Source organism: Bacillus toyonensis BCT-7112 (genome assembly GCF_000496285.1).
GTDB lineage: Bacteria > Bacillota > Bacilli > Bacillales > Bacillaceae_G > Bacillus_A > Bacillus_A toyonensis.
Genome location: NC_022781.1, coordinates 4,339,490 through 4,355,898, shown reverse-complemented (window position 1 = coordinate 4,355,898; position 16,409 = coordinate 4,339,490). Strand labels below are relative to the sequence as shown.

The window sequence follows — 16,409 nt, the reverse complement described above, 5'->3', positions numbered from 1 at the left end:
ATTTATATGTAATTCATTCTTTTTTCTTTTTCTGTAGTAACGATAACAAAGCCGTTCAATAAGAAACATGAAACATCGTCTAAAAACTATTCAAATACCCCTCATAAACTGAAGATACTGTTTATGAGGGGTATTCATTCAATTTAATTCTATAAAAATTGGATGGAAACAATGCAAGTTCTCACTTATTTAGAATAAGAGAAAAGATGATGTTTTATTTGTTCAATAAAATAATGATGGTGTATATTATCGTTAGATACTCGACTTGCCATAATAGCTCCCTCCATTGAAGATGCAAGAAAAGAAGCGAGCGATATAATATCTAAATCTTCTTTAAGTTCTTGTTTCTCTATTCCTTCCTTTATGAGAGAGGCCATTAACATTACTGTATCATCATAACCTTTTGCTGCTGCTTTTTGTAATTCTGGAAATACTCCAGTACTTTCAATTGCGCTATTAAGTAATGGACAGCCTCCAGCAATAGGGGGGTTATTAGCTGCATCTTGATATACAAGGAATATTGCAAGGATTTTATCGATTGCTGTCTTTTTATTTTCCATCGCTTTATGAAAATGGTTCCACATAATCTCACCACTTTTGTCGTAGGCAGCAAGGACAATTTCTTCTTTATTTTTGAATCTACGATAAATAGCTCCTTTAGATAGTTCAGTAGCTGTCATTATATCCTGAATGGATGTATAAGTTATTCCATTAGTATTAAATAAATATAAAGATGTTTCAATAATCTTTTCTTTTACCTTATCAACTTTAGTCATGCTTTGTGGTCCTCCTAATAAAACGAACTTAATATTCAAGGTGATTTTTACTATGATTTTTTTGAATTTTTATTGTAAGTATAAATAAGTTTGAAGCAAAAATATCTTATCAATCCCTATCTTATAGGAACCTAAAACAATACAGTTTGAGGTTCATTAAATTATGTTATCTATAACATTCGAATGAATTTTCTGTTAATAACAATGTGAACAATCGGTTAATTCAGTCATATTATACAACTAATTCTATTTAAAACCATAGAAGAAGTAAAAATATATAGTTAATTTTAATGTATAGACATATAACTATTATATATAATTTTTATTAATATGTTTAGCTAAAGGGATGAGCTACTCCCACTTTCATTTCATTCTATAAAAGGGTAATCATTAATGATTGCTGTAATTTGATTGTAAATAAACAACCGATATATAAATATACTCGGTTTTTACTATTTTGATTTTGTTAATAATTTGTAAAAAGGGTTTAAAAAACTAGAAACTTATAGTATCATTAGATTCCGAACCGAACCGTTCGGTTCGGAATCTTGTATAAATTAGAAGGAGAACCTTATGCAGAAAGAAAAATCAAAGATTCTAAGTAATTTAATTATGGAGGTAATAAGGTGAACTTTATTAAAATGAATCAAAAAGAACTTATTATGCTACTAGTTTATCCAATGTTTACACTATTTCAAATTGGCTTGTTCATATTATTTGGCATATCACTTTTAACTAATGTCAATTTAGTTGAATCAGAATTTGCTCTTGGTGCCATGAGCTTGACTATACCTACTATTCTAGGAGTAATGTTCTTTAGGAAAGAAATTATTCAAAGTTTTACTTATTTTAAAGAGAAGACAATTTTGAAAATAGTAAGTATTCCTATAGTGGTTTTATTTATGGTAATTGTGGAAAATTCTATTATGCATTTTCTAAATACAGGTCAGCCAGAGAACCAAGAACAGGTCCTTACACAAGGGGCAGAGATTCCTATTATATTCACATTGCTCCTATTTGGAATTATGGGTCCAGTAATTGAAGAAATTATGTTTCGCCATATATTATTAAATCGTTTTTCGCATTATGTTGGTACTGCTATTGCATCTATCATTTCAATTATAATTTTTACAGTACTTCATACGAACCAGCTTTCGGATATTGCTATTTATTTACCTGGATCGGTAATTCTTACTGCGGCTTATCTTATTTCTAACAGATCCATTGCATATGTTATGGCGATACATGTGTTAAATAATTCTATTGCTTTCATTCAAATGTACATGTCATAGTGAGACATATGTTAAACAATGGCATTACTTTCATTCTAAACTAGACTTGTTTCTGTTGCAGAGTTAAAAAATAGAAATAGATATTAATAAATGGGGAGTGCAATTTAGATAGTGACTAATGATTTGTGTAATTCCTTGCACGTCAAAAAAACACAGTTTGGATGTAAACTGTGGTTTTTTTTATATAGGGGACCCACATCACAATTAAACTAAGAAAAGCAAATATCCTGAGATAAGAAAATTGGTATGAAGGTGTGAAATCAATTATAAAATGGTAGCTTTAGAATAAATGAAACGAGAAATTACCGTCATTGTTTATTTCTCATTTCATTTACATATTTATTTTTGGAAAAATAACCTAACTCCAAATACTAATAATACTGTGCCAGTAATACCCTCTATTGTACGGTTCACTTTTTCTTTTCTTAAAAAAGTTCTTAATTGACGTATTAGCGTGATATAAAGCAAATACCATATTGCTGTCAAAGTCGTAAATGTGAGTCCTAACAAAAGAAATTGGAAGAAATGACTTTGATTGCTCACAATAAATTGGGGTAAAAAACTTAGGAAAAATACAGCAGTTTTTGGGTTTAAAATTGCCGTAGTAAATCCTTGTCTAAAACTTTTAATTGCTCCAATATCTTTATAGTCCATTTCTACTGAACCTGACATATCTTCTTTTCTAGAAAAAGCACTTTTAATTGACTTCACAGCTAAGTACATTAAATAAAAAGCCCCAGCATATTTTATAAATGTAAATAACATAGCAAATTTCATTAGGATGGCAGAGAGTCCTAGCGTAGCCATTATTGTATGAATCATCATTCCAGATATCGTTCCTAAGACGGTCTTTATCCCACCATTTTTACCATGCGAGATAGTATTTTTTGTAACTAAGGCAAAACCAGGACCAGGCATAATTATGATTAGCATTGCTGTAAGGATAAATAATAAATAATTTTCCATGTTCTAATATTTCCTTTCTAATTTTTAGTTTTGCTTACAGTATAGCTTTTTTCATTAAAACATTACATATAAAAGGCTTGATCAGAAGTTTATCTGGGTTATTAGTATCAATTTGGCTAAACATTATCCCAAAGCCATATTGATAACACACATGGCAAACTTATATATCAAACGACAAGTTCAACTCTCACAAAAAACAGGATAAAAAAATAAACAGCAGAACTAGTCCACTGTTTATTTCGCCACACCTTCATGTAATTTTTCTGTATAATCTTTTACATCTTTCCAGCTATCTTTTGCTGTATATAAATCTTCTTTTATAAACGTAAACTCTTCCGGACTAATTCCTTTTACGTTTTGTAGTAAATTATTATATTTTGCACCTACTGTATACCATTGATTTGATATGTTTTGTAGTGCTGTAATTGCTGCATCAATTGTTTCTGTCATATTTGTTGTTTTATTTTTCACATCTGTCAAAATTGCGACTTCTGCTTGTGCGCCAGAAATTCTATCTTTTAAATTGGCTATTTCTCTTTCTGCATTTGCGATATCTTTTTTCGCAATCGCAATCATCGGTCCGCCAGCAAGACATGTTATTAACGCTACGCAAAGTACACCACCAGCAATAACCATATCATTACTCTTTTTAATCGAATCATTATATGTATTTATTTGTTGCTCTAATGCTGGAATACCAGCATTCGTACTCGCCAAAATCGAAGTTAATTGATTTGTATCTTCTTTAAAACTGTTTGTATCTTTCGCCATTCTATCGCGAAATGCTTTTAAATTCCCTAATAAAATATCTACTTCATTTTGATTTTTTAAAATGTCCGCATACAACTTTTCTAAATCCGCTTTTAATTTACCGCTATCCTTTTGATTAATCGCTACTAGCATGCTATTATAGTACGCTTGAAAAGTATTATTGTAATTAATAATATTTTGATCCGTTTTCATAATTTGAGGCTTCATATTATTTAACCAATACGCTGCATTAATTTTTGCATCTCTTTGGTGCTGAACCATATTTCCTTTAAACTCACTATTAATTGAACTTATTTTACTCAAATCAGTCTCTTGCTGATTTTGAATTAATTTTGCATATGAATCCATTGCAAATATGCTCGATGTCGTTTGCGCCATTACATCTTGGAAACCTGCTGGTCCAAGAGAATAATTTTTCGCATTTTCTTGCAATGTTTTTACGTTTTGTTCCGCTGCAAAAGGATGTAAAGGAAACGCGTTACTTGTTGCGAATCCAGCAATCATTATCGTTAAAAGACATTTTTTATAGAATTTATTACGCATAATTATCACCTATTCTTTTTATGAAGATATGAAACGTTAGAGGTAAAAAAAGCTCCTGCTCACTACTGAACAGGAGCTCTCTATTATTTAAAAATCATTTATCTGTACGTAATGCTGTAACAGTTCAATTACTATTATGCTTTTTTCGTATCTACTACTTTAATATCCTCAGCATAAATCTTTTCTGCATAGTCCTTAATGTTTTTCCAGCTATCTTTCGCAATGTTTAAATCTTCTTTAATGAAAACAAGATCGTTTGGACTAATTGAATCTACATTTTGAAGTAAAGAATTGTATTTTGATCCCATTGTGTACCATTGGTTTGAAATATTTTGTAACGCTGTAATTGCAGTATCAATTGTATTTGTTAAATACTCTGTTTGTGTTTTAATGTTCGTTAATCCTGCTACTTCTAATTGCGCAGTTGTAACTTGTCCTGTTATCTTTTGAATTTCTGCTTGTGCATTATCAAGCTCTTTCTTCGCTAAAACAATACCAGCTGTACCACCACCTACAGCTGCCGCACCACCTGCAATTAACGCGACTCCTAGCGGCGTTCCTGCACCAGTTGCAATAACTACTGCACCACCGATAATTGCAATTGGTCCTAACGCTGTAGCAACTGATGAACCGATAATAATTGCATTATATTTACTAATTGCTTCATTGTACGTTGTAATTTGATTTTGCAATAGCGGAATTCCAGCGTCTTGACTAGCTAAGATAGATGTAATTTGATTTGCATCTCCCTTGAAGTTTTGCGTATCTGACGTCATTTTATTGCGGAATTTCTTCAAGTCTTCTACTAATTGATCTACTTGTGCTTTATTTTCATTAATACTACTTGATAATCTAGTTAAGCCTTTCGTAAGAGTCGCTTTATCTTTTGCATCTACCGCAGCAACTAAAGTATCATAATAGTTTTGGAATTTCGTATTGTAATTAATGATATTTTGATTCGTTGAAATAAGCTGTGGCTTTAATACATCTAACCATTGCTTCGCATTTCCTCTAGCTGTATCTTGGTGCTGAATCACTTTCCCTTTTAAAGCCGCATCAACAGACGATACATTACCAAAGTTAACATTACCTTGTTTAATAATTGTTAAAGCGTACAGATCCATTACTAAAGCGTTTGAACCTGTTCTTTCCATTGCATCTTTTAGGCCTTCTGGTCCTAATGAGTATTCCTCATAGTCATTATAAGCTTTTGCTACAGCATGAACTGGAGCTTGTTTCACTGTACTTTCAGCTGCATACGTATGGGCCGGCATAATATTCCCTGCTGCAAATACTGCCATAAGTGCTGATAGAGCCATTACTTTATAAGGTTTTTTTGTCATTTTTCTTCTCTCCCTATATCGCTAATTATTTTTCTGTTTAATGTACTTCAACGTTTGTAACATAATCTTCAAATTGATTTGTTTGCTTATTCATTTCATCACTTACTTTTTTAAGTTGATTGAAATGTTTTTGAAGTAAACTACTGTCTGTATACGTGCCTTCTTCAATATTTGTTTGAATTTGGATCATATTATTATTGAAAACTTTCCAATCCGCTAATAACGTTTCTAAAGTTGCGATTTGGCGATCAATTAGTTCTGTAAAGCTACTTACTTGATCTTCAACGAATGTAATTTGAGTCGCCTCTGATTCAGTCTGTGATAACTTTTGAATAAGTGGTAATAGCTCTTTTTGCTTTTGTTGAATACGAAGAGCTGCTTCCCTCGTTTGACTATCTGCAGCATTTACAATTTCATTACTTAAAGTACCGATAGAAACAAAGTCGATTGTTTTCGTTTGTGCAGTTTGATTTGTAATTGTAAATACTTGTTTACCGATATTAATAGAACCTTTAATGATTTCTTGCGGTCTATTCAAAATAGTAGTTAGTTCAGCTTGAATTTCCCCTTGAATTCTTTTAATATTTTCTCTTAATTTCACAATATCCCCATTTGATCCTTGCAGTGTTTTTATTGCTTCATCAGCTTTAATCGATAAGTTATTGCTATCTTTGTCTAATACTGTTTTAAATCGATTTAACTCTAATAAATCTTGCTCCATACTCTCTTGGATGCTTTGTACTTGCAGTTGTAATTTTCCATATGCATTTGTAAAATCTGCTTTTGCTTGTTCATCTTCATTTACGTTTCCTGCTAGTTCATAGAGCTTACTATAATAACTATTAAATCTAGTACTATATCTCATCATCTCTTGATTTAAATCGATTAACTTCGGATTATATTCATCGATCCACTCTCTTACATTTGCCTTTGCAAACTTTTGATGATTCGTCAAACTACTCATCGCATTCACCTTAATGTCTGGCTGTTGTAAAATAACTAATCCGTATGCTTGTATAAGCGGTGACTGTGATCCTAACATTCTAATTGAATTGGATAATGTATTTGGAGCAATTACATTTTGTGCATATACTGCTTTCACTTCTGTTTGCCCCCCCTTAGCGTAAGCGCTTACAGGAATGAAGCAACTCGTAGATACTGCTGTAACCAATAACCCTGTAATTAAAGTCTTTTTCACTTTAACTCCTCCTATGTATTAGCAACTATTACTATCGCATTTTATTATTCTATTTTCTTGCAATTAATTTGAGATGGTTAAAATAGAGAACATTCTCACCGTGATTCGTGTACGAACCATCTCTCCTAACTTTTTTCTACAGTACTTACTTATTGTTATAAAACATTTCATACCTTTTCATATGTGCTTAGTATGAATAGATTTGTATAAAATTTCTATTCTATTGCAATTTTCACATTCATACAGTGAATATATTACATAAAAATATTATTCATTTTAAACTAATTCACGTATAAAAGTATGAAATTTCGTTTTGTTTTCAAGTAAGTTTTGTACTGTAAGGTCATTTAAACACAGCTATTTATATAACGTAAAGAAGTATTTTCATTCCCTTTATTTTCAAGCTCTCATGTCCTTATCCCAAAATAAAATTCGTTTCACTTTCCCGATTAAAATATCCATATATCACAACAGAAAACACTACTTACTCACAATGGATAAAATTATATTAATATAATTTTTAGTTAAATATGCAATAATGCATAGCGTATACACAAAAAGGATAGCTTCACTTTCGTGAAACTATCCTTAAAAAATCTTCTTACTTTTTCAAATGATATGGAACTGTCGTAATAACAACATTTCTCTTATAGAGTAAATACGCACGTATGAGTAAACTTGATTGATTATGAAGAATGTTATGCCAGCCTTTTTTCGGAATAAACTGTGGTATAACGACCGTAACTCGATAATTTGATTCACTCGCTTTATATTGCACTGTATCAATGAACTTAGTTAGCGGCTGAATAATACTTCTATAATGAGAATGCAATGTAACAAGCCTTACTTCAGGTTGCCACTTCTTCCATTTCTCTTCAAATTTCTTTTCCTCTTCTCTGTCAAAAGCAACATATACAGCGATAACTTGATCTGCAGAAAGAGCCTTCGCATAGTTCAATGAATTTTCTACTACATGAGTCATACCAGCTACAGGCACGAGAATTACATTCCCCTCAATCGGAATAAGAGGCTCACAAGTTTTTAAACTTAATTGATCACCGACTGCATCATAATGCTTCTTAATTCGATGGAACAAGAAGATAATAGCAGGTAAGAAAATAAGGATCGACCAAACTTGAGCGAATTTAGTTAAAAAGAACATGCTCATAACGATAAAACTAATGACTGCACCAATTAAATTAACCGTTAATCTTAAAGCCCATCCTTCAGGTTTTTCACGAAGCCATTTTAATACCATACCCGTTTGAGAAAGTGTAAATGGAATAAACACACCTACTGCATATAGCGGAATTAAATGTTCTGTTTGACCTTGGAAAGCTACAATTAAAATAATCGAAGCAATTCCAAGTATAATAATACCGTTTGAGTAACCAAGACGGTCTCCTCTAATCGTAAACATTCTCGGTATGAATTTATCTTTTGCAAGGTTAACTGCTAATAATGGAAATGCAGAATACCCTGTGTTAGCAGCAAGAATTAATATTAAAGCTGTTGTGCCTTGTATGAAATAGTACATGAAATTACGTCCAAATGTTTGTTCAGCAATTTGAGAAACAACAGTTACTTCTTTACTCGGTGTAATTCCGTAATAATAAGCTAAAAATACAATTCCTGAAAATAACACAGCAAGTAATGCGCCCATCGCAAGCAAAGTTTTTGCTGCATTGTTTGGTGCAGGATCTTTAAAATTTGGAATTGCGTTTGAAATCGCTTCAACACCTGTTAAAGCCGAACTACCTGATGCAAATGCTCTTAACAGTAAGAACAAACTAATTCCCGCAACCGGCGTTCCAATCGGCGTGTGTAAGGTCGGTGAAACGTGACCAGTTAAAATATTGTATATCCCTACACCAATTAATATAAATAGTGCTAAAACGAATAAATAAACAGGATATGCTAAAACGGAAGCTGACTCTGTTACACCTCTTAAATTTAATATGGTTATAAATATAACAAATATAATCGCAATGATTACATTATGTGCATGTAAGCTAGGAAAAGCAGATGTTAACGCATCTGTACCTGCTGATACACTTACTGCAACAGTTAAAATATAATCCACTAATAAAGACCCTCCAGCTATTAAGCCTGGATTCATCCCTAAGTTTTCTTTTGATACAACATATGCGCCCCCGCCATGTGGGTAGGCAAAAATAATTTGACGATAAGATAAAATAAGAGCTGTCAATAATACTAATACCCCAATAGCGATCGGAATGGAATACCAATACGCAATCGCTCCAAGACCTGCTAAAGCGATTAAAATTTGCTCTGGTCCGTATGCAACTGATGACAATGCGTCAGAAGATAGAATGGCTAGCGCCTTCGTTTTATTAAGCTTTTGCTCTCCTAACTCAGTTGATTTTAACGGCCTTCCAATTAAAAATCTTTTAATAGATGAAACCACAGCTGTCCACTCTCCAATAATTTTGTACGAACGATTCTGCTTGTTACAGCCAGCAAACTATTTCTTCAGAAAACAAAAAATGTCTACAAGCCATAGCGAAATAGACTTGTAGACATTATTTTTTTTGTCGCACAAGCTCCACCTTCCTTCTCAATATAACGCTTACGAGGTTAGCTGTCGGATTCGGGCCTATGAGTAGCCCTACCTTTTTTTAAGGATTCACCCCATCGGATTATGTACTAATCCGTAAGAACGGGTCCCCCGTACCATGCGGTTTCAGCGATTTAGAAAATTGAAACTGTGGATTATAATACTCCTTTATTTTCAAAATGTAAACAAAAATTTTTAAAAAGAAAAAATTTAAAATGATTGCGCATAATCCGCTGATAAATATACATAATGAATACTAAAAAACCCTTAAAGGAGACCCGTATGTCTAAAAAGAAGAAACCGCTTTTTTCCGATTCATATTTAGATGCAGTAGCAAATGAAATTAATCAGTTATATGGTAAACGTGAACAGGAAATAAACTTGACAGAAAGAATTAAAAGAAACAAATAATTTGTCATACGCAAATAAAAAAGATAGCAATACACTTATATATTGCTATCTTTTTTATTATTTCATACATCTAATTCTATTACGGGTTTGTTAAATGTCATTTCTTCATACACCTTCAAATTTTGATATACCACTCCTAGTAATGGTGCTTCTAAAGAAAATTGTTCTGCTACATCTAGTAAGTATCCTTGCAAATGCTTCCCTTCAATAAACGAACCTTTTTCCATATCACGCTGCATAGAGGACTTCATATCATAAGAAATTTTATCAATCGTTTTCATATGTTCCTGGGCAATATTATCTTTAACTGGAGCTCCTAATACCCTCATAATTTGCACAGATTCCTCAAATAAATTTCGGATAAATTCACGTCCACCTTCACTTTCACGAATTGGTCCTATCGGTGCACGCATTAATGTTGTAACGCCTGACATGACAGTAATAAATAAATATTTATGCCACATATCTTGCATAATATTTTCACTTAAAACAAAGCTAGCTTTCGTACCTATAAATGCTTTCGTAATACGCTTTATTCTCTCTGAATCTTGAGGCTTAATTTCTCCAAATACAAGTCTGTTGGCAGCACTAGTTTGTACAATTTCTCCTTGATCGTTTAACGTCGTCTCAATAAAGCATAAACCGCCCATTACTTTTTCCCCGCCGAATTCTTTTTGTAATAGCGATAAATGAGCGATACCATTTAACAATGGAATGATTACAGTATTTTCGCCAACAAACGGCTTCAAATCTTGAATTGCCTCGTTTAAGTGATACGCCTTTGTTGAAAATAAAATCACATCAAATGGAGAAGTTCTATCTTCTTTCGTTATCAATTTCGGTTGAAAGGAAAAATCTCCATTCACACTACGAATAACAAGTCCTTTTTCCTCTAATTGTTGTTTTCTTTTGCTGCGAACGAGAAATGTAACATCTTCTCCCTTTTCTACTAATCGGCCACCAAAAAATCCACCGACGCCACCAGCTCCTAATACTAAAATGCGCATACAACATCCCCTTTTCCTCACACAATTATACTAGTTTTAGTATACATAACATTATACATGTCCCTTGTTAAATTGGCTGAATTTTCATTCTTAATCTATTGAAAAAACAAGGTTATTTTCAAGAAAAATTGGGCATGTTGTTTCTATAGCTTATACGGAAAGGAAACAATGTAAATGGAGGCAATACAAACAATCGAAGAAAAAGATGTAACAACAGCTATATTTCAATTTATATTCCCGTTTTCGTTTAAAACTGGATATGAACAAAATATGTTCCCTTTCTTACAAAAAAATAATTTCCGTCCTTTTCGACTTGATCATCTTGAAGATGAAAATACATATTACGGGCAGTTTCAAGTTTCACATCAAAATATGGAAGCATACTATCTTTCATTTACGAATAAAATTCTTTTTCCTCATTCAGAACATCAAAAGGGACTACAGCGCTATTCTAAAGACCTTAATTTAAATGGACATTTAACAACAAATCTTATTTCCGTTCCATTCAAGATACATTCTATTGATGTAACCCTTTGTCCTTATGAGCTTGGCTTCTTAACAATTCGAACAGAAGTCAAAACCGCCCCAAACATGACATTATCAGAAGCCATCGAATTTGCTTCTCGCTTCCGTGTGCTTGAAACTAGAAATGATACAACCGAGACCATTTGTATTGAATGTGATGGAAAAAAATATTCACAAGTAGAAAAACTTATATTCGGCGATTTATATCATGGCTTAACAGACTTCTTTGAGAATAAGAGGTTGCGGAGTTCATACTTTCAAACATTCCCCTTCTTTGAAGACCAACGAATGTATGTACAAACCTTATTATCTATTAACAAAAAGTCAGACCTTCATGTAGTTGATGTATATCGAGCTTCCAGTCTTTCCGGATTAACAGACGATGGTAAGCCGTATATTAGTGCAAATAATGTTCCTTATATTCACGATTATTTAACAAAGCATTCTTATCAAAGATGGGCTCCTAACCGTTATTTTATTATGGAAGAACATATTTTCACATGTATAACAAATGAAGGTGAACAAGAAGTCACTAAACTTGCTAGTCAAATGTACGGAGAATTTTATTACGCTTTATTATTAAACCTATTTCATAAAGTTGTTTTATTAAAGATGGCGAATGCTTATGCTGAGCTAAATATTGAACAAGATACAAATGAAATAGAGAAATTAATTTATTCAATCAATTCGTTTACAGCCAATTATTTTTCTTTAGAATTAGTATCTCAATCACAAAGTGAAGATATTTTCTTCCGCTTAAGAAAACTTTTTAACATTGAAATTTTATACTCGAACGCGAAACAAAATCTTGATAGTTTGTTTAAATATCAAGAAAATGTCGCCGCTAAAAAAGATAGCCTTTTATTATTAATTTTAACGCTCTACTCTGTAGTAGGCCAAATGTTAGGTTTTACTATGATTGACCTTTTAAGAAATACAGATTCAAACAAAATATCATCTCCTCTTGAATTTTTTGCACTGTTAATAGCAATTAGCGGTATAGTCATTTCCTTTATTTTAGGTGTACAAAGTTTATACCAATGGGGTATACAGCATCGAAGAAGACAAGCGTGGGTAAAACAAACTGTACTTTCTGCTGTGAAAGAAAAAGAGGATAAAAATTAAAGACGATTCTTTTTAAATTACAAATACATGATGCGTTTCAGTAAATGAAATTTTTATCAGCGATTTTTTAAATATATGGACTTACCGACAAAAATCGACAAAAGACAGAACCTAACAATATAAAAAGGGTGCTCCAAAATAAAGTTTGGAGTACCCTTTTTTATTACACGAATTCAACTTACTTACCTGCTTCGATTTTCTCTAATGCAGCAGCTACTTGTTCTTCCGTTAATTCATGTTGTATTACGTAGCGGTTACGTGGGCTTACACGACATTCATGAGAACATGCACGTAAATGTTTTGCTTCGTTTTCTTCAGAACATAAAATTTTCTTGTTACATTCTGGATTTGAACAGTTTACATAGCGCTCACAAGGTTCACCTGTAAAGTGGTCTTTACCAACAATAACATGTTCTTTTTGGTTTACTGGTACAGCAATACGCTCATCAAATACGTAACATTGTCCATCCCATAGCTCGCCTTGTACTTCTGGATCTTTTCCGTACGTTACAATTCCGCCGTGAAGCTGACTTACATCTTCATAGCCTTCACGAACTAACCAACCAGAAAACTTCTCACATCGAATTCCGCCTGTACAGTAAGTTAAAATCTTTTTACCCTCAAGTGTTTCTTTGTTTTCTCTAATCCAATCTGGTAATTCACGGAATGATTCAATATCTGGTTTAATTGCACCTTTAAAATGCCCTAAATCGAACTCATAATCATTTCGTGCATCAATAATAACTGTATCTTCTTGTTTCATCGCCTCATAAAAATCTTTTGGCTCTAAATATTTTCCAGTTATTTCTTTTGGATTAATATCGTCTTCTAGACGAAGTGTAACTAATTCTGGACGCGGACGTACGTGCATTTTCTTGAATGCATGGCCTTCTTCTTCATCTATTTTAAACACGATTCCATCAAAACGTGGATCATTGTTCATTGCTTCCATGTATTTCTCTGTTTGTTCTACAGTTCCAGAACAAGTTCCGTTAATACCTTCTTTTGCTACAAGGATTCTACCTTTTAATTCAAGTGAATTACAAAATTCTAAATGCTCTGCAGCGAATTCTTCAGGGTTTTCAATTGTTGTGTACATGTAATAAAGTAATACTCTATATGGTTTTGTAGTTGCCAATGTATTTCTACCACCTATCTAATTTTTAAAATCATGTATAAGTTAACGTTCATATCAAAACATATATAATAAGAAAATGTATCCAAAGTTTTATGCATCCCATTTTCTTCTCTTTATACTATTTTCTATAAGTTAACAAAAATAAAAAACAAGATTACACACCAAAACACTATGGTTATGTTGCAATCCCAATATATTATATATCATACAAATCCATTTCCATCAATTAATATGCTGTATAATAGGCTTTTTGTTCACATAAATTTCAAAAACAGTCCTTTAATTTATTATCTTCTCCTTTATTCAGCGCCCATAAACTTCCAAAATATTTTTGTATTTCCACACCATTAATTGTACAAAGTCATATAATTTGCATTAAGGAAACTTTTATGTTCAAATGAAATCAACACATAACATATATAAATGTATTGAAATAATGAGTAAGAATAAATACAATAATTTCATCAAGTTAAGATTTCAAAGGGGAACACTACTATGAATAAAGATATATCAAAAGACGAACAAATCCCTTCTCAAAGTACAACTGTTCAATCAGCACATTTAGCGCTAAGCGGACAAACGAAAGGCTTAAAAAGACTATTACCATTCTTAGGGCCTGCTTTCATCGCTTCAGTCGCTTATATTGATCCTGGAAATTTCGCAACGAATATTGCTGCTGGTTCACAATATGGTTATTTATTACTTTGGGTAATTCTCGCTTCTAATTTAATGGCTGTATTAATTCAAACTTTATCAGCTAAATTAGGAATTGCTACTGGGAGAAACCTTCCAGAGATAGCTCGTGAAAATTTCCCGAGACCTGTTTCCATCGGTTTATGGATTCAAGGTGAACTTGTTATTATGGCAACTGATTTAGCTGAATTTATTGGAGCAGCACTCGGATTGTACTTGTTATTCGGAATTCCAATGTTACCAGCAGCTTTAATTACAGCAGCTGGATCGTTTATTATTCTTGAATTTCAACGCAGAGGCTTTCGTCCATTAGAAGCAATCATAACAGGGATGATTTTTATCGTTGTTATCGCTTTTGGTGTCCAGGTCTTTTATGCAAAACCGGAATTAAGCCCTCTTCTTTCAGGACTATTTATCCCAAAATTCCAAGGCGTGGATAGTATTCTTTTAGCAGCTGGTATTTTAGGTGCGACAGTTATGCCACACGCAATATATTTACATTCCGCCTTAACACAGCGCCGTGTAGTCGGAACAAATGATGAACAAAAGAAAAAGATTTTCCGTTTCGAATTCATTGATATCATTATTGCAATGGTTATCGCTGGAGCCATTAATGCGAGTATGTTAATTGTAGCAGCTGCTTTATTCTTTAAAAACGGCTTGCACGTTGAAGACCTTGACGTCGCTTTCAACCAATTCAGTAATTTAGTCGGTCCTGCATCCGCTGCTTTATTTGGAATCGGACTTTTATCAGCAGGATTATCTAGCTCGTCTGTCGGTACAATGTCTGGTGACATTATTATGCAAGGATTCATTCGCATGCATATTCCGTTATATTTACGCCGATTTATAACAATGATTCCACCTCTAGTTATAATTGCTCTAGGTGTAAACCCAACTTATGCTCTCGTTATGAGCCAAGTTGTCTTATCGTTTGGTATTGCCTTTGCATTAGTACCGCTTATTATGTTTACAAGTAGTAAAAAGATTATGGGGGCACTCGTTAACCACCGTATAACAACTTTCATCGCTTGGATAATTGCTGCACTCGTTATCGTTTTAAATATTTTCTTACTGTATCAAACATTTATAGGGTAATGAAAAAGGGTATTCCAATCAAAAATGGAATACCCTTTTTAGTAAAATAATTCTCTTCTAATTACCTTTTACGTATGTACCTCTTTCCGGCATCAGCGCACCTTTTTTAGTTCGAAAATAAAGTGGCAAGCCTTCCGTATAAAACATACTCACCTCGGATGGATTCTCTCTTTGATGATGGATGTGTAAATGCGGCTCACTTGAACTTCCAGAGTTACCAACTTGGGCAAGAACGAAGCCTTCGTTTACATGTTGTCCTTCTTTAACTTTAATTGACCCTTTCTTTAAGTGAGCGAGAATCAAAAATGTCCCTGTTTCATCTAACCGTAAATAAATATGATTCCCGGCCATTGACTGAAAATCATCTGATCCCAGAACTAAATCTTTTTCATCATTATTAACTGATACAACTGTTCCAGAAGCTGGCGCCATTACTGTCGCTCCATATATTCCATAATCCTCTAACTTACTACTTTTCACTTCAGCAGGTGGAATGAGAATATCATATGCCCATCTTTCATTTGGTTTTATCACATGATAATTCTTCTCTAGGCGATCACCACCCCATCCTACTAACGCCCGCTCATTCAAAGGAAAACGAACGACTATTTTAGGACTCGTAGACTGTACATCTGCTGGGTATGCAATTCTCCCAATGTTAGCGAACCACCCGACAGGCCAAGCTCCAATGATAGAGAACAGAACTATTAAAAGTAGCATTCTATCTATTCGCTTTCTAAAGATGCCTTTCCAAGCAAACATTACTACTGAGCCTATCAAAACAAAAATCGAAACTACGCTAAATGCTTGTATCCACCACCAAACAACGACTGATATAATACCATGAGCTAAATAAACTACACTCCAACTTATAATTAAAAAAGAAACTATAATTGCTAACAAACTTTTCTTCCACATGCTGTATCCCTACTCTCATATCTTTGT

The 16,409-nt window shown here is 33.0% G+C and carries 13 protein-coding genes and 1 riboswitch; of the genes, 4 read left to right on the top strand and 9 right to left on the bottom strand.

Annotation, left to right across the window (positions count from 1 at the left end):
* Positions 1–185 precede the first annotated feature (185 nt).
* A complete protein-coding gene (locus BTOYO_RS22315; RefSeq protein WP_000169660.1) occupies positions 186–776 on the bottom strand; it encodes a TetR/AcrR family transcriptional regulator in 591 nt (196 codons plus the stop codon).
* 626 nt (positions 777–1,402) lie between these two features.
* On the opposite strand from BTOYO_RS22315, the gene BTOYO_RS22310 reads away from it, so the two are divergent.
* Positions 1,403–2,068: a CPBP family intramembrane glutamic endopeptidase gene (locus tag BTOYO_RS22310; protein ID WP_001009316.1), complete on the top strand. Its 666-nt coding sequence runs from the start codon at positions 1,403–1,405 to the stop codon at positions 2,066–2,068.
* 339 nt (positions 2,069–2,407) lie between these two features.
* On the opposite strand, the gene BTOYO_RS22305 is transcribed toward BTOYO_RS22310, so the two are convergent.
* The 5 genes from BTOYO_RS22305 to BTOYO_RS22285 all read right to left on the bottom strand — a co-directional run bounded on the left by BTOYO_RS22305 (position 2,408) and on the right by BTOYO_RS22285 (position 9,317).
* The gene (locus BTOYO_RS22305; RefSeq protein WP_000432984.1) at positions 2,408–3,034 is read right to left on the bottom strand and encodes a LysE family translocator; all 627 of its coding nucleotides are present in this window, start codon (positions 3,032–3,034) and stop codon (positions 2,408–2,410) included.
* Positions 3,035–3,268: 234 nt separating this feature from the next.
* Positions 3,269–4,348 (bottom strand): non-hemolytic enterotoxin subunit C, encoded by a 1,080-nt coding sequence (gene nheC / locus BTOYO_RS22300; RefSeq protein ID WP_001244616.1) that lies wholly within the window; start codon positions 4,346–4,348, stop codon positions 3,269–3,271.
* Between the two features lie 134 nt (positions 4,349–4,482).
* Positions 4,483–5,691: a non-hemolytic enterotoxin NHE subunit B gene (gene nheB / locus BTOYO_RS22295; RefSeq protein ID WP_000162968.1), complete on the bottom strand. Its 1,209-nt coding sequence runs from the start codon at positions 5,689–5,691 to the stop codon at positions 4,483–4,485.
* A gap of 37 nt (positions 5,692–5,728) precedes the next feature.
* Positions 5,729–6,889, bottom strand: coding sequence for a non-hemolytic enterotoxin NHE subunit A (gene nheA, locus BTOYO_RS22290; RefSeq protein ID WP_000751861.1), 1,161 nt, complete (start codon positions 6,887–6,889; stop codon positions 5,729–5,731).
* 601 nt (positions 6,890–7,490) lie between these two features.
* Positions 7,491–9,317, bottom strand: a complete 1,827-nt coding sequence (locus tag BTOYO_RS22285; RefSeq protein WP_000254863.1) for an APC family permease — start codon at positions 9,315–9,317, stop codon at positions 7,491–7,493.
* Positions 9,318–9,461: 144 nt separating this feature from the next.
* Positions 9,462–9,609, bottom strand: a riboswitch (cyclic di-AMP (ydaO/yuaA leader).
* A 140-nt stretch (positions 9,610–9,749) separates the two neighbouring features.
* Between BTOYO_RS22285 and BTOYO_RS28180 the strand changes: the two genes are divergently transcribed.
* Complete coding sequence (locus BTOYO_RS28180; protein WP_000038255.1) at positions 9,750–9,878, top strand: hypothetical protein; 129 nt, start codon at positions 9,750–9,752, stop codon at positions 9,876–9,878.
* 62 nt (positions 9,879–9,940) lie between these two features.
* Here BTOYO_RS28180 and panE read toward each other — a convergent pair whose 3' ends face one another.
* On the bottom strand, positions 9,941–10,885 hold the full coding sequence (panE, locus tag BTOYO_RS22275; protein ID WP_001221916.1) for a 2-dehydropantoate 2-reductase: 945 nt from the start codon (positions 10,883–10,885) through the stop codon (positions 9,941–9,943).
* 174 nt (positions 10,886–11,059) lie between these two features.
* Between panE and BTOYO_RS22270 the strand changes: the two genes are divergently transcribed.
* Positions 11,060–12,535, top strand: coding sequence for a hypothetical protein (locus tag BTOYO_RS22270; RefSeq protein WP_000387455.1), 1,476 nt, complete (start codon positions 11,060–11,062; stop codon positions 12,533–12,535).
* A gap of 178 nt (positions 12,536–12,713) precedes the next feature.
* On the opposite strand, the gene trhO is transcribed toward BTOYO_RS22270, so the two are convergent.
* Complete coding sequence (trhO, locus tag BTOYO_RS22265) at positions 12,714–13,673, bottom strand: oxygen-dependent tRNA uridine(34) hydroxylase TrhO (protein WP_000246236.1); 960 nt, start codon at positions 13,671–13,673, stop codon at positions 12,714–12,716.
* Between the two features lie 495 nt (positions 13,674–14,168).
* On the opposite strand from trhO, the gene BTOYO_RS22260 reads away from it, so the two are divergent.
* Positions 14,169–15,464 (top strand): Nramp family divalent metal transporter, encoded by a 1,296-nt coding sequence (locus tag BTOYO_RS22260; RefSeq protein ID WP_001030659.1) that lies wholly within the window; start codon positions 14,169–14,171, stop codon positions 15,462–15,464.
* A gap of 57 nt (positions 15,465–15,521) precedes the next feature.
* On the opposite strand, the gene BTOYO_RS22255 is transcribed toward BTOYO_RS22260, so the two are convergent.
* The gene (locus BTOYO_RS22255) at positions 15,522–16,382 is read right to left on the bottom strand and encodes a M23 family metallopeptidase (protein ID WP_000265665.1); all 861 of its coding nucleotides are present in this window, start codon (positions 16,380–16,382) and stop codon (positions 15,522–15,524) included.
* Positions 16,383–16,409: the final 27 nt, after the last annotated feature.